The sequence below is a fragment of the Pedobacter sp. genome (genome assembly GCF_037719805.1).
Taxonomy (GTDB): domain Bacteria; phylum Bacteroidota; class Bacteroidia; order Sphingobacteriales; family Sphingobacteriaceae; genus Pedobacter.
Genome location: NZ_JBBJLZ010000001.1, coordinates 341756 through 360015, shown reverse-complemented (window position 1 = coordinate 360015; position 18260 = coordinate 341756). Strand labels below are relative to the sequence as shown.

The 18260-nt window shown below is 41.2% G+C and carries 16 protein-coding genes; 6 read left to right on the top strand and 10 right to left on the bottom strand.

The window, feature by feature from the left end:
- Positions 1–17: 17 nt before the first annotated feature.
- The 7 genes from WKF66_RS01685 to WKF66_RS01655 form a co-directional block, all read right to left on the bottom strand.
- A complete protein-coding gene (locus WKF66_RS01685) occupies positions 18–1880 on the bottom strand; it encodes an ABC-F family ATP-binding cassette domain-containing protein (RefSeq protein WP_489672667.1) in 1863 nt (620 codons plus the stop codon).
- A gap of 124 nt (positions 1881–2004) precedes the next feature.
- Positions 2005–2451 (bottom strand): rRNA maturation RNase YbeY, encoded by a 447-nt coding sequence (ybeY, locus tag WKF66_RS01680; RefSeq protein WP_489672666.1) that lies wholly within the window; start codon positions 2449–2451, stop codon positions 2005–2007.
- Between the two features lie 8 nt (positions 2452–2459).
- Positions 2460–5111 (bottom strand): DUF4175 family protein, encoded by a 2652-nt coding sequence (locus WKF66_RS01675; RefSeq protein ID WP_489672665.1) that lies wholly within the window; start codon positions 5109–5111, stop codon positions 2460–2462.
- 68 nt (positions 5112–5179) lie between these two features.
- Complete coding sequence (locus tag WKF66_RS01670) at positions 5180–5767, bottom strand: hypothetical protein (RefSeq protein ID WP_489672664.1); 588 nt, start codon at positions 5765–5767, stop codon at positions 5180–5182.
- A 108-nt stretch (positions 5768–5875) separates the two neighbouring features.
- The gene (locus tag WKF66_RS01665) at positions 5876–6067 is read right to left on the bottom strand and encodes a cold-shock protein (protein WP_008241764.1); all 192 of its coding nucleotides are present in this window, start codon (positions 6065–6067) and stop codon (positions 5876–5878) included.
- Positions 6068–6174: 107 nt separating this feature from the next.
- Positions 6175–7107, bottom strand: a complete 933-nt coding sequence (locus WKF66_RS01660; protein ID WP_489672663.1) for a hypothetical protein — start codon at positions 7105–7107, stop codon at positions 6175–6177.
- A 24-nt stretch (positions 7108–7131) separates the two neighbouring features.
- On the bottom strand, positions 7132–7998 hold the full coding sequence (locus WKF66_RS01655) for a phosphodiester glycosidase family protein (RefSeq protein WP_489672662.1): 867 nt from the start codon (positions 7996–7998) through the stop codon (positions 7132–7134).
- Between the two features lie 293 nt (positions 7999–8291).
- Here WKF66_RS01655 and WKF66_RS01650 point away from each other — a divergent pair, with 293 nt between their 5' ends.
- The gene (locus WKF66_RS01650) at positions 8292–9611 is read left to right on the top strand and encodes a D-alanyl-D-alanine carboxypeptidase/D-alanyl-D-alanine-endopeptidase (protein ID WP_489672661.1); all 1320 of its coding nucleotides are present in this window, start codon (positions 8292–8294) and stop codon (positions 9609–9611) included.
- An 8-nt stretch (positions 9612–9619) separates the two neighbouring features.
- On the opposite strand, the gene WKF66_RS01645 is transcribed toward WKF66_RS01650, so the two are convergent.
- From WKF66_RS01645 to porX, 3 genes are read right to left on the bottom strand one after another with little or no spacing between them, the layout of a single operon-like run.
- On the bottom strand, positions 9620–10846 hold the full coding sequence (locus tag WKF66_RS01645) for an alanine dehydrogenase (RefSeq protein WP_489672660.1): 1227 nt from the start codon (positions 10844–10846) through the stop codon (positions 9620–9622).
- A gap of 60 nt (positions 10847–10906) precedes the next feature.
- Positions 10907–11323 (bottom strand): tRNA (adenosine(37)-N6)-threonylcarbamoyltransferase complex ATPase subunit type 1 TsaE, encoded by a 417-nt coding sequence (gene tsaE / locus WKF66_RS01640; protein ID WP_489672659.1) that lies wholly within the window; start codon positions 11321–11323, stop codon positions 10907–10909.
- A gap of 1 nt (position 11324) precedes the next feature.
- On the bottom strand, positions 11325–12878 hold the full coding sequence (gene porX / locus WKF66_RS01635) for a T9SS response regulator signal transducer PorX (RefSeq protein ID WP_489672658.1): 1554 nt from the start codon (positions 12876–12878) through the stop codon (positions 11325–11327).
- A 103-nt stretch (positions 12879–12981) separates the two neighbouring features.
- On the opposite strand from porX, the gene WKF66_RS01630 reads away from it, so the two are divergent.
- The 5 genes from WKF66_RS01630 (at position 12982) to WKF66_RS01610 (ending at position 18222) form a co-directional block, all read left to right on the top strand.
- Positions 12982–14205, top strand: coding sequence for an HD domain-containing protein (locus WKF66_RS01630; protein ID WP_489672657.1), 1224 nt, complete (start codon positions 12982–12984; stop codon positions 14203–14205).
- A 121-nt stretch (positions 14206–14326) separates the two neighbouring features.
- Complete coding sequence (gene lpxD, locus WKF66_RS01625; RefSeq protein WP_489672656.1) at positions 14327–15397, top strand: UDP-3-O-(3-hydroxymyristoyl)glucosamine N-acyltransferase; 1071 nt, start codon at positions 14327–14329, stop codon at positions 15395–15397.
- Between the two features lie 5 nt (positions 15398–15402).
- Positions 15403–16815, top strand: coding sequence for a bifunctional UDP-3-O-[3-hydroxymyristoyl] N-acetylglucosamine deacetylase/3-hydroxyacyl-ACP dehydratase (locus tag WKF66_RS01620; RefSeq protein WP_489672655.1), 1413 nt, complete (start codon positions 15403–15405; stop codon positions 16813–16815).
- A complete protein-coding gene (lpxA, locus tag WKF66_RS01615; protein ID WP_489672654.1) occupies positions 16812–17597 on the top strand; it encodes an acyl-ACP--UDP-N-acetylglucosamine O-acyltransferase in 786 nt (261 codons plus the stop codon). The genes WKF66_RS01620 and lpxA overlap by 4 nt, the downstream gene beginning before the upstream one ends.
- A gap of 10 nt (positions 17598–17607) precedes the next feature.
- Positions 17608–18222, top strand: a complete 615-nt coding sequence (locus WKF66_RS01610) for an ABC transporter ATP-binding protein (RefSeq protein ID WP_489672653.1) — start codon at positions 17608–17610, stop codon at positions 18220–18222.
- Positions 18223–18260 lie beyond the last annotated feature (38 nt).

The window sequence follows — 18260 nt, the reverse complement described above, 5'->3', positions numbered from 1 at the left end:
CACGTGGAACATCATAATTAAGACGCCAATTCAGACAGCTCTAACCACCGAGCGGTTACATCGTCTAAATGGCTTTGCAGTGCTTGACTAGCATCATTTACTTCCTGTATTTTTTGGTATTGATCGCTATCTAACGCAAATAACGATTTGTTTAAATCCGCAATTTCATGCTCTAACTGCTGGATTTTTGCTTCTGCCTCTTCTAATTCTTTCTGCTCCTTATAAGATAGTTTTTTTGATGAGGTCTTTTCTTTCTCGACAGTCTTAACTTCTTTAGCCGGTGTTTTCTCTTTTGCAGCTTCTAAACTATTTCTATGCTCAGAGTAATTACCATTATAAATAGTTACAATACCATCACCTTCCATGATAAATAACTGTTCACTCATCTTATCTAGTAAGTAACGATCATGGGATACCAGAATCAACACACCAGGGAAGTTTTCAAGGAACTCTTCCAATACGTTTAACGTATCAATATCAAGGTCATTCGTAGGCTCATCCAAAATTAAGAAATTAGGGTTTTGCATAAGTACCTTCATCAGATGCAACCTCTTTTTCTCTCCACCACTCAACTTCTCCACCATGCCATGCTGCTTCTTAGGAGGGAAAAGAAACAGCGTCAACAATTGAGATGCAGTAATCATTGACCCATCCGCCATCTTAATGTATTCAGCATCTGACTTCACGATATCAATAACACGTTCTTTCTCATTGAAGGCCAAACCTCCTTGTTTATAGTAACCATAAACCGTGGTTTCTCCTGTTCCAACTTTGCCTCTTTCAGGCGTGAGATTCCCAGTAATAATATTTAACAAGGTTGACTTACCCGTTCCATTTTTACCTGCAAGTCCAATTCGGTCAGCTCTTTTGAACGTATAAGTGAAGTCGCTAATGATGTTCTTTTCGCCAAAGGTTTGCCCGATATGATCTAACTCCAGAATCTTACCACCCTGGCGTGCCATCTTCATATTCAAGTTAATTGTTTGATTGTCAGAGCGTTGTTTTGTTTTCTCGTCCAGATCATAATAAGCGTTGATCCTTGATTGTGACTTTGTTCCACGTGCCTGAGGCATTCTCCGCATCCACTCTAACTCTTTCTTAAGCAGATTTTTATTCTTCTGAAAGGTACTTTCATCAGCAGCCTCACGCTCAAATTTCTTTTCCAGGAAATAAGCGTACTTACCGTTATAGTTGTACATCTTTCCCCTGTCTAGTTCAACGATAGTATTGCATACATTGTCGAGGAAATAACGATCATGGGTCACTAATAGAATAGTTTTGTTGCCAGAAGTAAGTAAGCTTTCCAGCCATTCTATTGTATCAATATCCAGGTGATTCGTAGGTTCATCCAAAACGTAAATGTCCGGATCCTCTATTAAAAGCTTTGCCAAAGCAAGCCTCTTTTTCTGTCCCCCGGATAGTGTTGAAATCTGCTGCTGAAGATGGGTGATACCCATCCTGCTTAAAATAGTCTTGATCTCGTGCTCATATTCCCAGGCATTATGCTCGCTCAGCTCCTCATATAGTCGATTGAGCTTTTTCTCATCCGGATTAGGGTCCTCAATCAGCTCTTCGTACTCTTTAATCAGCTGTTGCTGTTTATTCTCTAAAGAAAATATAAAGTCACTAATAGAGTAGCCCTCCGTGAAGGTGGGTTCCTGATCCAGGAAACCAATTTTTATTAGTTTATTCTTGACAATTTTACCCTCAAGAGGCGAGAACCGTTCAGCAAGAAGTTTTAGAAGTGTGCTTTTGCCGGCTCCATTTATACCCACAAGGGCTACCCGCTGACCAGTCTGGATTCCCAGTGTCAGGTTTTTAAATAACCATTCATCATGATAGGCATGGCCTAAGTTTTCGGCTGCAATTAATGTACTCAAAGTCTGTGTTTAACGTTGTTATGGATAAGAAATTACCACAAAAGTAAACAATAAATACCTTATCGCATGAACTCAGAACGTCCCGTACCTCAACGTTTTGTCAGAAAACAAGAAAGGCATGAATTTAAAGCGCTGTAAGCGTCTTATTGAGAACAGCCAGGTATTGGTCTTCCATGGAAGTCATTTGAATCTTAGCGGCCTTTGTTTTGTCTTTATAGCCGAGTAGATGCAAGGTTCCGTGCACCATCACCCTGTGAAGTTCATCTTTGGCTAAAACGCCTACTGTAGCAGCGTTTTCCTTTATCCGGTCAATACTAATGAAAATATCTCCTGTTATAGTTTTCGGTTCTTCGGAATTATCAAAAGTGATCACATCCGTATAGGTGTCATGATCAAGATATTGCTGGTTTAAATTCAACAAGTAATCATCCGAACAAAGTATAAAGTTCAGTTCCTGCAAAGCGTACTTTTCGTTTTCAATTACAAACAGTAACCACTCCTTAAGAATTCGTTTTTGTTTGATAACGTAATTTACATCTTCTGTAAAAAAATGGATGGAACTTGCAGACATGCTAAGAATTATTTCGGCGAATTTAACAATTTAAAGTAGGTCGTAATCTTATTCTTATAATAGTAATTCATACCTGGCGGCAGTTTCTGAAGCCATTCTGTTTCAGATTGCTGCTGAGCCTTATACTTTTCCAACATGTTTTTATAGGAAGGAGGAAATTCCTTTGCCGCTTTTGCCTCCCTGTTTACATCCTCATCTTCCTCTCGCTCTGCCTTTTCTGCATCAAGCATCTTATCCAAAATCTTCTTCTGACGATCCAAGGTCTGCTGTTCAATTCTTTTGTTAACCAGATCGTTTTCTGTGCTCTTCATCTCCTCAACCATCTTATTGAGGTTCCCCATGCCATTTTTACCATCTTTGTTCTGCTCCCTGTTCAGTTTCTGCATCGCTTCCCTGATCATCTGCTGCTGCTGTGCCATTTTGGAAAATTCCTGGCTCATCTGTCCTTTTGGTACTTTCCCCTGGTTGCCATTCTTTTCCATCTGCTGGCGGGCATTTTGCATGTTTTTATTCAACTGTTCCTGCATTTGCTGAAGCTGTTTCATGCTTCCCTTGCTTTTGCCTCCGCCTTTAGAATTCTTTTTGGCATTTTGAAGTTGTGACAATGCTTCGCTTAACATCAAAGAAAGGTTATTGATCGATGTCATCGCATATTGCTGGTTCCGGTTAGCGCTGGAAGTATTTCGCTCACCCAGGTTCTCAAGGCTCTTGTCTACATTCAAATTAATCTTCTGCATCTCCTCATTCACTACCGATTCAATTTGCGGTACCCGCTTACTCAGCGCGAATAAACTATCTGAAATGGTCTTCAGATTGTCTTTAATTGCCCTTTGTTTCTGAACATTACTCGTATAAAGCGGGTCGCCAGAATTCAGGTTTCTCAAGGCCAACATCACCTTTTCCTGATCAAATGATGTCTTTAGTAGATTTTCAAGAAGTTGGCGCAGTTCGCCCGCATTTACCTTGTTGTCTGCCTCTGAAGATTCCTGTTGCATCTCTTCCATCTTCTTAGCCATCTGCTGCATTTGCTCGGCCGCCTCATCCTGACTTTGAGCAGCATCTTTCTTATCACCCTTATCTAACTCCTCTTTGCTTTCTTTTTGTTTATTCTCAATGTTTTTTGCTTCCTGCTCAGGGGCTTTAAAGGCATTTGGCCGCTCTAGTTCCTGGTTCTTCTTGTCGATGTTTTGAAGTTCTTTCTTTAAATCTTTAAAATCCTGGTTGAGTTTCTCCTGAGCTGACTTCAGATCCTGAGCCTTGGCCTCCTTCGGCTTACTTTGCTGTGCAAGGTCTTTCTGCTGCTTGGCAAGATCTTTTAGCTGATCTATGTTCTGCTGCAGATTTTGTTCAAATTCAAGTTGCTTGTACAACTCAAGGATCCGGTCCAACTCATTCTTTAATGATTTATCGTCCATCTGCATTTTAGATAACTCGTTTTGAGCCTGATCCTTATTATTTTCGTCCATCATCTGCTGCAGCTTTTGTAGCAGTGACTTGGTTTTATCATCTAAAACATTGTTAAACAAGTCGTCAATTTGCTTTTGCTTTGCAGCTAGGTCATCCTTCAAAACGTTGTTTTCTTCCTTTACGACCGTGTTTTTTTGATTCTGCTTTTTGATCTCTTCAACCTTGGCCTCCAGCTGCTTTTGCTTTTCCAATAGTTGTTCAACCTGCTTCTTGTCTTCGAAAGAAAGTTGTTTTTTGTCTAACAAAGCCGCTCCTAGTTTCTTACTTTCTTTTTCAACGTCAGACGCAAGCTTTATCGCTTTTTCCATCTCTTGCTTTAAGTTGGCGCTCCCTGTATTCAGTTTTTCGGTAATTTGTCGCGCCGTTGGTGCTTCAAAGAGCTTAATCTCAGATTTTGTTTTCTTCGCTCCATTTACCCCGTCGTTATCCGCTACTTCAAAGTAGTATTCTACCGTCTGACCGCCCTTTAACGGCTCATTCGCTATATTCCAAACATAAAAGAAAGAATCTTCCAATACATTCCTTTTGATTTGGATCGGCTTTCTGATTGAGCTTTTGGTGGTTCCATTTTCTTTAACATTAGCCGTAAAGAGCAATGCGCTAAAGCCATGATCGTCGGAGACCTTTCCTGAAAAATAAATGGCTTTACTCGAAATAGAATCTGGACTTTCTACTACAGATATACCAGGATACTCATCCTTTACCACGGTAATTTGATGCAAAAGAGAATCGTTTGTGCTTACGAAGGAGTTTTTTGGATTTATTTGATACGAAAGATCGTTACGGATGTTCTTACTAAACCTGAAATCCTTATCAGTGGTGGTTAGTTCGTGCCTTTCATTGCCAATCCTAAAATTTAGTGAAGAGCTGTTTTCTGCTACAATATTCCAGGTAATCATCGTGCCCTCTGGCACAAGGATATCACCAGCATTTTGAATTTCCTCAGGGGCTTTTCTGAGGTAAGAAGGGTACGTTAAAAGTGCCTTCATGCTTATTATGGAAGGCCTTGCATTTACGGTTAACGTAAATGTCTCTGAATTAAAACCTCCTGCAGAGAATTGTATTCGCTTACCTTTTTGAATGTTTTTAAAGGTATAGGTAAAAGTCGTAGTGCTTGTCTTTTCTAACTTATAGGTGTTCAGTCCATCAGATAGGTAAACTTCCTGAGGGATTTCATCTCCGCTAAGTTTCAAAGCTATTTTTGCGTCGTCACCCTGTATAAAACTAAGGGTTTTACTTTCGATATTGAACTTAAAAGGGGCTATCGGAAGTATTTCCTTATCATATTGAACAAAACGGTTGTGCCTTCTTTGAGCACTGCAGGAGCGATGATCCCAATAAAAATGATAATAGAAAGCGGTAACAGGAAGTATTTTATGTATTTCTTGTTTTCAGCCAAACGAATGGCCTGAGTAAATGGAACAGGCTTTAACTCCATGATCTTTTGATCGATACCAGCAAGGATTAACAGACTGTTCTCCGGGCTCTTGTCAGCCAGCGCTTTTAGCTGTAACGTGTTCAGCAACTTATCTTTTACATTGAAAAAGTGATTTCCAATTAATTTCGCAGCCTCATCTAACGTTAACTTTTTCCCTAAACTCAGATAGGATAAGCCTGGAATGACCACCCAATAGCAGATCAACAATGCGGAAACGCACAAGTAGCTAAAGAATAGGACGGTTTTAAGGCCGATGCCCGGGTTTGAATAATAAGTGAATAGGAAAAGCAATAAAAACAATCCCAGGATGCAGGAGATGGCATAAATAGTTCCCCTAAGCAACTTGTTCAGATAGAACTTCTGAGTGAATTCATTGATTTTAGAAACCAGAAGATCATAGTTGCTGCTCATAGACTGGGGGGTATACCTACTAAGTTAGAAAATATTCTAAAAACTTCAGCGCCAAAAAAAAGAGGATGACCGTTAAGTCATCCTCTGCACAATTATGTTTTTAATAATCTAGATTACTTTAACATTAATCGCATTCAACCCTTTTTTACCGCTTTCAACGTCGTACTCAACTTTGTCGTTTTCACGAATTTCATCGATAAGGCCTGTTGAATGTACAAAGATCTCGCTATCTCCGTTTGCAGGGATAATGAATCCGAAACCTTTAGTTACATTAAAAAATTTTACTGTTCCTTCTTGCATTGTATTATGTATTAAATAATTAAGTGTGTAATGTACAGATATATTTTTCAATTAAAATGCAATAGCTTCTGTTTTTGGTGAATATAGGTAGAAACCGCAAGCTTTTGTTACTTTTTACCTACCAGAATCAGCTTGATTTCACTTGAGTGGGCCATACCTAACGTGCTTCCCGGTCTTACCTTAAAAAGGTTCCGGACATAAACGTCCAATATCCCTTGAACAGCCTTTTTCTTGGACTCGAGGAATTCAGCCTGTATGAAATAAAGCTGGGTCATGTGAATCCGACCTTTATCATCAACGACCGCCGATAGCTCATAAGCAAAGTCCTGATAAGCATTTGAAATCTCTAACCGGTATTTAGGAAACAGGTAGTCGTAAGACTCCGTTCTTCCCATCAACGTGTTTACAGTAGAAATCTTTTTGACCTTAGCTATAGGGCTGGTTGGTGTGAAAACTACTGGCTGCCGACCGGCGAATGCTGTCTTTGCGCTTGCCGGATCCTTTTTAGATTTCGCTCTCAGATTTTTAATATAAACGGTATCTGCTCGGGTAGGCTTCTGTAGTTCAGGGACCGTGGTCTTTAGTGTGTTCTGTATGTAATCCTCACTATAGTAAACAATGTTGACGTCTGATCTGATATCACTTGATATCTCTTTACCTTTCAAATGCAACCGCTGAAACAATAAACTGTCCTTGCTGATTTTCTTGATCCTAAAGTATTCCTTTGCAAAATTATACACGTTACCATGATCAAAAAGCAGATAGAACGGCTGCATTCGCTGTTTCTGTGGGCTCCATGCAGAGACCGTATCGCTAGATTTAAATTGAATCATCCAGGTCGGTTCCTGCTGGAATCCCATTTCATTGAATGACAATCCTGTACTGAAACGCCTCTTTACTTCGTAATACTTAATGCCAACGATCGCTGTAAAATCCAGCTTCTTGCCAATCTTTTTCTCTCTAAGTTTTTGTGGGTCCTCTCCGCAGCCTAAAAGGAGAACAGTAAGGCTTAGTGTGGAGAGCAGTAGTTTTTTATTCATTATATCTTAAGTATCGCGCCTAAATTAACGCTTCTTCTTTAAAAGGATTGTGTTCGCAACATTTCGTTCTCCTTTATGATCCCATTTCTTATTGTCGGTAGGGTAATTGACAATGCCATTTTCTCCTTCACCAGCTACCCAAAGCGTCGTAGATCCACCACCGTCGAGGTTTATGGATGTCGTACATCCAAGCCATTTCATAATATTCCTGAGCTCAAACAGACTCATTCCGGCTGAATTGTCATTTCTTCCATCAACAGTAAGCAGGATAACTCTTCCGTTAGGTTTTATTCCAATGGCCGTCCTGGGGTGACGGGTGACATTAAACGAACCGGAATCCAAATTGGCCTCGACCTGATCTATTGACAACAACGGACCGGTAACCATCATATTCGGCGCCTTCTCTTCCAGCTCCCAAGTTGGAGAACCGTCCCATTTTCTGACACTTAGTTTACCATTTTCAATTAGAACAGCAGCTTGTTGATGTGCTGCCCTATTTCCTGAAGGTTCTAGCCTGTTTTCTGCAACGACTATTCCATCCACTTTGATCAGGTCAACTGAGCCCCCATTTTTAACGTCAAAAAAGGTACCGTTAACGGCAGCAACTGCATTGGCCTCAATCCCAAAAGCAGGGGTAGGCTTTAATACCTTCAATTCTTGTCCGATAGCAAACTCAGCAGCTCTTTTCTTCTTGACCTCGATATAGCTGATATTCTGATTGGCTGAAAAAAGGTTTTTTGTATTAAAGTGATGAGTGATCAGCCGGGATTTAGCTCCAATTGATTTCTTTTTCCATTTTGTATGTACGAAGGTTAATGAATCCTGATTCTGAGCTAGGCTAATAGAAGAGAGTCCGAGTAATACCAGTATAAGAAGGGGGTTTCTAAACATACCTGAAAGATAAAGCTTAAATATTTATATGACTGTTTTTTTTGGTGTTTATTCGTGGTTTCCAGGGCGTTGCTAGGGGGTTGCTAGGGCCTTGCTAGGGCGTTGGTATATCCCTTAGCCCTAGAGAGGGCCTGGCAACGATTACCCAAGGGGGAGGAGACATACAGTAGAACACGAATAAATACCGGAAGTATCAACAAATGCAAATCATGCTAAATTGTAACGTCCTTATACCCTGAAGCGTTTTCCTAAAACTTATTTTATAAATTAGTGACCGGTATAAATACTTTTACATGGTTAAAAATCTTTTCCAGGGCATAACGCTATTCGGCACCTTTTCTTTATTGCTCACGGGCTGTTCTGCAGAGCGACAAATGGCTCGCAAAGTGTCAAACGTATTTCAGAAGTCTGAGGTGCTTAAAAAGTATCAAGCAGGCTTTGAACTTTATGATCCTGCTAAAGGAATAGTGGTGTACCAGCAGGATGCAGACAAGTATTTTACCCCAGCGTCAAATACCAAGCTTTTCACATTTTACGCCGGTCTGAAGATGCTGCCTGATTCTATACCTTCCCTTCGGTATATCGAGAAAGGAGATTCGCTGATCTTCTGGGGAACCGGCGATCCATCCAACCTACAGTCGCAACTAAAGAACGTCAAGGCCTATAATTTCCTGAAAGCATCCGGTAAGAAATTGTTCTTCGCCAGCGGTAGATATAAAGGGAGCTTTTATGGCAAAGGTTGGCAATGGGACGATTATAACGACTACTACCAGGCAGAAATAGACGAGTTTCCACTGATGGATAACCTGGTCGACTATGCCTTTAAAAACGGATCCTTAACAATTAGTCCAAAAGCATTCGTGCCCCTTACAAGCGCAGACCCAACCTCAAAGGCAAGCACATTTAGTGTAACAAGAGGCTTTACAGAGAATAAGTTTACACATCCAACAGTAGCGCCCGCAGCGAATTACAACCAGAAGGTGCCGTTCAAAGTAAGTGTAAACACAACCGTTCAAATTCTGTCAGATACCTTAGGAAAAACAGTGGAAACCATTCAAATGCTGATGCCTGCCAATGCAAAAACAGTATACGGTATCAAGTCCGACTCTGTGTTAAAGGAGATGATGCTGCCAAGTGATAACTTTATCGCAGAACAGTTGCTTTTGGTGTATTCCGATAAGTTGGGGCAAGAACTAAGTAGCGAAAAAGCAATCGCGCATATTCAGAAAACATACCTTACTGAGCTGCCTGATAAATTCATTTGGGCTGATGGATCAGGGCTTTCAAGATATGACCTGGTGACACCAAGATCAGTGATTAAACTTCTTGATATGATTTATAAGGAGGTGAATGATCCAAAAAGATTATTTAAAATGCTGCCTGCAGGAGGAATGTCAGGCACGTTAAGAAACGCCTACCCTAAAACGACACAACCTTTTGTATTCGGCAAAACAGGCTCGCTGGCCAACGTGCACAATCAAAGTGGATATGTGCTGACTAAAAAGGGTAAAACCTATCTGTTCTCCTTTCTTAACAACAATTTTGTGGTTCCCACATCAGATGTACGAAAAGAAATGGTGAGGATTATGACCTATATCCACGAGAATTACTAGCAAAAAGCTTACTGATTAGACACCACCAATAACTCAATATCCTTATATGGGATGTTAAACCGGTTTGCCAAATCCTTATTAGTCAGATGACCCTGATAAATGTACAGCGCATCCCTAATCCCAGGCTTGGCCCACACAACACCCATTAAGCCGCCCATTTCACCTATGTCGACCAAAATTGGGGTGAATATATTGGTTAAAGCATAAGACGCTGTCCTAGGCACTCTTGAAGCTATATTGGGCACACAATAGTGGATCACATCATGCTTACGGAAAACGGGGTCTTCATGGTTTGTCACCTCCGAGGTTTCAAAACAACCGCCCTGATCAATACTTACATCAATCACCACAGCGTCGGGCTTCATGCGTGCAACCGTTTCCTCCATCACCAGGCATGGACTTCGGCCATTTAACGCCCGGATAGCACCAATGACGACATCACATGTCGTGATCGCTTTTTCAAGGACTATAGGTTGCATAACAGAGGTAAATACCCTGCTTCCAAGGTTATTCTGCAAACGCCTTAATCTATAAATTGAACTGTCAAAGACCTTTACTTCTGCGCCAAGGGATAGGGCGGTTCTGGCCGCATATTCACCAACAGTTCCTGCCCCAAGAATAACAATCTCCGTGGGAGGTACACCCGTGAAGCCACCAAGCATTAAGCCTTTACCTCCGGTAACACTGCTTAAATATTCTGCAGCAATAAATATTGAGGTGGCGCCAACAATCTCGCTCATTGCCCTGACTACGCTCAAAACATTACCCTCATCCCTCAGGTTCTCAAAACAAAGCGCGTTAATCTTCTTGTTCATCAGGGCTTTAAGACTGGCTTCCTTTAATCCACCCATCTGTAGGGCTGAAATCAACGTTTGCCCTTTATGCATTAAGGCAATTTCCTCTAGCATAGGAGGGGCAATTTTGACCAATATATCCGCGGCAAAGATTTCCTTTTTATCAAATGAAATCTGGGCTCCTTGTTCGCTATAATCCTTATCTGAGAAATTGGCGCCGTTCCCAGCACCAGATTCAATGACTACCCGATGTCCGTTGTTAACCAGTAGTGCAACGGATAATGGAGTAAGCGGAATGCGGTTCTCCTGAAAAGAAATCTCTTTGGGGATCCCGATGTTCAGGCTATTGCTTCTCTTATTTATTTCCGACAAAGTTTCTTTGGGTTGCAGTAAGCCTTTTTGAGCTATCTGAGCCATTCCTTCGCGTAATCCTGTAGCCATTTCTTCGAGTAAAATTTTGTTTTAAATTACGTATAATAACTGAATGTGACCAATTATCAATTATACGTTACTAATTGAAAGCGTTCTTTTATCCAGGTCAATCGTGCTGATTTCTACCTTCACATAATGTTCGGGTAACAGTTCCTGAACTTTCTCCGGCCACTCGATCAGGCAAATATCGCCCGAATAGAAATATTCTTCATAACCAATATCAAATGCTTCCTGGATGGTATTTATGCGGTAAAAGTCAAAATGATAGATCCTCTGTCCATTCCCTTCATACTCATTCACAATTGAAAAAGTAGGACTTGAAACCGTATCCCGGACGCCCAGTTCGGCGCAGATTGCTTTGATGAACGTTGTTTTTCCAGCAGCCATTTCGCCGTAAAAGACGAACATCTTGTTCTGCTTATTGAAGTCTAACAGTGTTTTAGCAGCCTCCTCCAGGTCGAGGAGGCTATTCAGCGTAATGTTCATTTTATTTACTGCTGTATGTAGCTATGGGAATGATCATTTCTTCCAGGGAAATACCTCCGTGTTGGAACGTCTCATTGTAGTAGTTCACAAACTGATTGTAGTTATTCTGATAAACGAAATATTTATCCTCTTTAGCAAAGATGTAGTTAGAGCTGATGTTGATCTTAGGCAACTGTGCTTCATGAGGGTTCTTAATGAGAAATACTTCTTTTGCATTGAAGTTAAGATTTCTGCCCTGTTTGTAACGCAGGTTGGTGTTGGTGCTTCTATCCCCAATGACTTTACTTGGGTGTTTTACTCTGATCGTACCATGATCTGTCGTGATGACTACCTTCACGTTCTTCTGCGAGATCTTCTTAAGTAACTCCATAAGTGGAGAATGTTCAAACCAGGAAAGCGTGAGCGAACGGTAAGCCGCATCATCATTTGCCAGTTCTCTAATCATCTGCATCTCTGTTCTTGCGTGTGAAAGCATATCAACAAAGTTGTAAACAATGGCATTGAACTCATTTTGCATTAGATTGTTCAGTTGCTCGTTAAGCGCTTTTCCATCATCGTAGGTAAGGATCTTATGGTAACTAAATTTGCAGTCTTTACGAACGCTTCTCTTGATCTGATCTGCAAGAAAAGCCTCTTCATGCATATTTTTACCTCCCTCATCATCGTCATTCTGCCAAAGCGAAGGAAACCTTTTCTCCATTTCTAATGGCATTAAGCCGGCAAATATGGAGTTTCTGGCATATTGTGTTGCTGTAGGAAGGATACTGGAATACGTATCTTCCTCATCCAGCTTGAAATATTCAGTGATCAATGGATTAATGATTCGCCATTGGTCGTAGCGAAGGTTGTCTATCAGGATAAAGAATACTGGAGTGGTGCTATTGATCAAAGGGAACACCTTTTTCTTCAGCAACTCATTCGAGAGTAATGGCGCTTTCTCTTTCCCATTCACCCAGCCCAGGTAGTTGTCTTCTATGAACCGAGAAAATTGGGTATTCGCTTCAGACTTTTGCATGGTTAAGATCTCATGCATTTGTGGATCATCTAACTTTTCAAGCTCCAACTCCCAGAATACCAACTTTTTGTAAATGTCAACCCATTCTTCGTAACTGAGCTTATCATTTAAACTCATCCCCAGTCTTCTGAAATCCTGTTGATAAGCCATCGATGTCTTTTCATTCACCAGGCGCTTATTGTCAATGATCTTCTTTATAGTTAACAGTACCTGTTTCGGGTTAACAGGTTTGATGAGGTAATCGTCTATTTTAGAACCGATGGCATCCTCCATCAGATTTTCTTCTTCACTCTTGGTGATCAGTACTACGGGAACATCATTGCGGATGTTCTTTATTGCGGTAAGCGTTTCCAATCCGCTCATTCCAGGCATATTCTCATCTAAAAAAACGAGGTCAAAGAATTCGTTTTTGAAGGCATCTAATGCATCATTGCCATTGGTAAAGGTGGTTACATGGTAACCTTTTTCATTCAATAAAAGTATATGTGGTTTTAATAAGTTGATCTCATCATCGGCCCATAGGATTTTGGTTTCCTGCATTATATTATTTATATGATGTAAATTAAACGTTGAAATGAAACTAGTTCTTTCTTAGTATCGATAAAAATAGCAATTTTTGTACCGTATAATTTATTTTTGAATATTGAACAAAAAGAAAATAATTAATGATCCAGTTTATGGCTTCATCACCATCCCCTCCGAATTACTCTTTGATCTGATCTCCCATCCTTACTTTCAAAGGCTTAGGTACATCAAGCAATTGGGCATGACGCACCTGGTTTATCCCGGCGCTTTACATACAAGATTTCACCATGCATTAGGAGCCATGCACTTAATGGGACTAACCATTGATGTATTGCGTGGTAAGGGTCACGAAATCACAAAAGAAGAGGAGGAGTCTGCTAAAATTGCGATTCTACTCCATGATGTTGGCCATGGTCCATTCTCTCACGCATTGGAGCACTCCTTAGTGAACGGCATTAAACATGAAGATATTTCCATGCTGATCATGGAAAAGCTGAATGTTCAGTTTGAAGGAAAACTAACACAGGCGATCCTTATCTTCAAAGGGAAATACCATAAGAACTTTTTAACGCAACTGGTATCCGGACAACTGGACCTGGACCGTATGGACTATCTTAACCGGGATAGCTTTTTTACCGGGGTAAGTGAGGGTGTGATTAGCTTTGACAGGATCATTAAAATGCTTGATGTTCTTGACGACAACCTGGTTATCGAAGAAAAAGGAATCTATTCTATTGAAAACTTCCTCACTTCCAGGAGGCTAATGTATTGGCAGGTTTACCTGCATAAAACGGTAATCGCCGGTGAACAACTTCTGGTTAAGATATTAAAACGTGCAAAGGAGTTATCGTCGAACGGAACCATACTATTTGCTACCCCGGCGCTTGCGCACTTTTTAAATAACCAGATCACAGAAGAAGCTTTTTTTAACTCGGAGATCCATTTGGAGCAATTCGTCCAGTTAGATGATCAGGATATTTTCGCCTCCATCAAGGCATGGAGGGAGCAGCCCGACAAGATCCTTTCCAGGCTTTGTAAAATGCTAACCGATAGAAACTTGTATAAGGTGGAGATCACCAACGATGCTCCAGATGCAGCGCGCGTGCAACGCTTTAGAGAAGATACAGAGCAAGCATGGAATTTGACCGTTGAAGAGGGCCGGTATTTTGTTTTTACAGATGTAATCAGCAATAGAGCTTATAATGCCGCCGATAGCAACATCAACATTTTGTTGAAGAATAGGACCACCATTGACATTGCTAAGGCTTCTGATCTATCTAACTTAGAATCACTGGATAAGACCGTCAAAAAGCACATCTTGTGTTATCCCAGAATCATTTAGCATTATTTAACAAAATAATAGATATTTAATCTCGTTTTTAGTGTTCTAATACTTGAATGAAAGCAGCCTTCTCCCAAATAGGTTTATTTGTTCATATCAATTTAACATATAACTTTGTAAAATGCAATTTACTGCCAAGCAGATAAGCGAGTTTATAAATGGAACCATTGAAGGAGATGAAGACGTTAAGGTCCAGGAGCTTTCAAAAATAGAGAGCGGTAAACCCGGCTCATTGTGTTTTCTATCGAATCCAAAGTACGAAAGCTTTTTATACTCTAGCAACCCTTCGGTAGTTGTTGTAGGCCAGGATTTTGTACCATCACAAGAGATAAACAGTACGTTAATTAGAGTTGCAGATCCATATAGCGCATTTTCTGTTCTGTTGGAAAAGTACAACGAGGTTGCCGCTCAAATGAACAACCATACCGGTATAGAGCAGCCAAGTTTTATACATCCGACGGCCAAAATTGGTAAGAATGTATACATCGCAGCATTCTCTTATATTGCTGAGAATGTTGAAGTTGGAGACAATACCAAAATCCATTCGCAGGTAAGTATTGCTGCCGATTCGACAGTCGGCGCGGATTGTACCATCAATGCAGGTGTAAAAATCTACAACAGATCTATTATTGGTAACCGGGTAACTATACATGCGAATACGGTAATTGGGAGTGATGGCTTCGGCTTTGCCCCACAGCCTGACGGAACTTATTCCAAGATTCCTCAGATTGGTAACGTGATCATAGAGGATGACGTTGAGATCGGTTCCAATACTACTATAGATCGTGCGACCATGGGTTCCACGTTCATTAGAAAAGGAGTGAAGCTTGACAATCTGATCCAGATTGCGCACAATGTAGACGTTGGAGAACACAGCGTTGTTGCAGCTCAAACAGGAATCAGTGGGAGCAGCAAACTTGGCGAAAAGTCGGTCATTGGTGGTCAGGTAGGCATCGCAGGGCATCTTTCGCTGGCAAAAGGCACACAGATTGGCGCTCAGGCCGGTATAAATTTTAACACCACAGAAGAGAATAAACAATGGCATGGTAGTCCGGCCCAACCTTTAAGGGATTGGATGCGTGCTTCCGTCATATTTAAACAGCTCCCCGCAATTGTTAAGCGAGTGGCAGCTTTAGAGGCGACGATCGTCGAGTTAAACGAAATAATTAAAGAAAATAAAAGTACACTATAGCAGCCATGAACGTTAAACAAAAAACCATTAAATCAGAGGTTTCCGTACAAGGCGTTGGTCTGCACACTGGCGCAAATGTCACCTTGACTTTCTGTCCTGCGCCGGAGAATCATGGCTTTAAGTTTCAAAGAATCGATCTTCCGGGTAGTCCTATTGTTGACGCAGATTGCGATAACGTAACGGATACTGCAAGGGGAACTACTATTTCTCAAAATGGCGCAAGTGTAAGCACTGTAGAACATGTGATGGCTTCCCTGGTTGGGATGGATTTAGATAACGTGCTAATTAAGCTTAACGGTCCTGAAACGCCGATCATGGATGGCAGCGCAATCCTGTTTTTAGAGGCATTAGAGTCTGCAGGGATGCAGTTACAAGCAGTAGATAGGGAATACTTCCAAATTCCGCATAACATTACGTATACAGAGCCAGACCGTAAGGTAGAGATTGTGGCTATGCCACTAGACGACTACAGGTTCACTTGTATGATCGATTATAACTCACCGGTTTTGGGAAGTCAGCACGCAGGAATTTCGAGCATTGCTGAATTTAAAAAAGAAATTGCTTCCTGCAGAACGTTTTGTTTCCTTCATGAACTGGAATACCAGCTTCAGAACAACCTGATCAAGGGAGGAGATTTAAACAATGCTATTGTAATTGTTGATAAGGAGGTTACTAAAGAAGAGCTGGACCATTTGGCAAAGATCTTTAACAGGACTGCAATAGAGGTTGCTCCTCAGGGCATTTTGAACAACATGGAGCTGCGGTACCAGAACGAGCCGGCAAGACATAAATTGCTGGATATGATAGGTGACCTTGCCTTGGTTGGAGTGCATTTGAAAGGACACATTATGGCAGCGAGACCTGGTCACGCGGCTAATGTTGCTTTTGCCAAAAAGATCAAAGCAGCGATCAAAAAAGAGAAGAATAAAAAAACACAGCATGTGTATGATCCATCAGTAAAGCCGCTTTACGATGTTGTTCAGATCATGGATATTTTGCCACATAGGCAACCTTTTCTGTTTATTGATAAGATTCTTGAATTGTCCAAAACACACGTTGTGGGCGTAAAGAATGTGACAATGAACGAAGAATTCTTTAAAGGGCATTTCCCGGGAGCGCCGGTATTTCCAGGCGTTCTTCAGATTGAGGCAATGGCACAGACGGGAGGAATATTAGTATTGAGTACAGTTCCTGATCCAAGAAATTACCTTACCTTGTTCTTAAAGATCGACAATGTAAGGTTCAGGGCACAGGTTACTCCCGGCGATACGATTGTTTTCAGATGTGATCTGATGGAACCGATAAGACGAGGAATTGCGCAAATGAAGGGCGTTGGAATGGTGGGTGGCAAAGTTGTTGTAGAAGCAGAGATGATGGCCCAAATAGTTAAAGTTAAAGAAAGCGAACCAGTAACATGATACAACCGTTAGCGTACATTCATCCCCAGGCAAAAATTGCCGATAACGTTGTTATTGAGCCATTTGCTGTGATACATAAAGATGTAGAAATAGGCGAGGGCACCTGGATAGGCTCTAATGTTGTCATTATGGATGGCGCCAGAATCGGAAAGAACTGTAGGGTATTTCCTGGGTCGGTCATTTCCGGAATACCTCAGGATCTAAAATTCGCTGGAGAAGTTACTACGGCTGAAATCGGCGACAATACCACGATCAGAGAGTGTGTAACCATAAATAGAGGAACTAAAGACAAGTGGAAAACTGTAATTGGTAGTAACTGTCTTATTCAGGCTTATTCGCATATCGCGCACGATTGCGAAGTCGGCAACTATTGTATTTTTTCTAACAGCACTACATTAGCAGGGCACATTACCATTGGCGATTATGTGGTACTGGCGGGTTTGGTCGCGATACATCAATTTGTCAAAGTTGGTGCGCATGCCTTCGTGACAGGCGGTTCATTGGTAAGAAAAGACGTACCACCTTATGTAAAAGCGGCGAGGGAACCACTTTCTTATGCTGGAATTAACTCCGTAGGCTTAAGAAGAAGAGGTTTCTCGTCAGAGAAGATCAATGAAATTCAAGAAATTTACAGGGTGCTTTTTGTGAAAAACAACAACGTAACGAAAGCATTAGACATGATCGAAGCTGAATTTGCGCCAACGGAGATTCGTGACGAGATTGTAGACTTCATACGTAACTCCAATAGGGGCGTGATGAAGGGCTATGGCTCAGGGAGCTAATAGACCATTCATGGAAATTACTTTAGATAACGTCGGCAGAAGATTTAATCAGGAGTGGATTTTCAGAAACTTAAATTATTCGTTTAAACCCTTTGGGAACTATGCGGTTCTTGGTCCGAACGGCTCAGGAAAATCAACCTTGATTAGCGTTTTACTGGGGAGCTTATCCCTTTCCGAAGGGAAAATTTCTTATCAGGACGAGACTGTGGTTAGCCCGGAAGCTGTTTACAGCAAAATGAGTCTTGCCGCACCTTACCTGGACCTTATTGAAGAGTTTACACTTCAGGAGACTCTAGACTTTCATTTTCAATTCAAAGAGCCACACCCATTAGTGGATAAAAGCGCCATTCTGGACCTTCTGGGACTGGCAAGGTCACAGGATAAAGCTTTAAAGTATTTCTCTTCTGGGATGAAGCAGCGGACCAAATTAGTGCTTGCCTGCTGCGCAGATACACCCGTACTAATCTTAGATGAGCCTACCTCGAACCTGGACAAACAGGGGGTAGATTGGTACCATGAATTGATAGGTAAATACACGGCAAACAGGCTCGTAATTATTGGCTCAAATCAGGAACATGAGTATTCATTTTGTCAGGATTTTGTCCAAATCACTGATTACAAATAAATTTCAAATTAACTATTGTATAATTGGATAACTGTCTG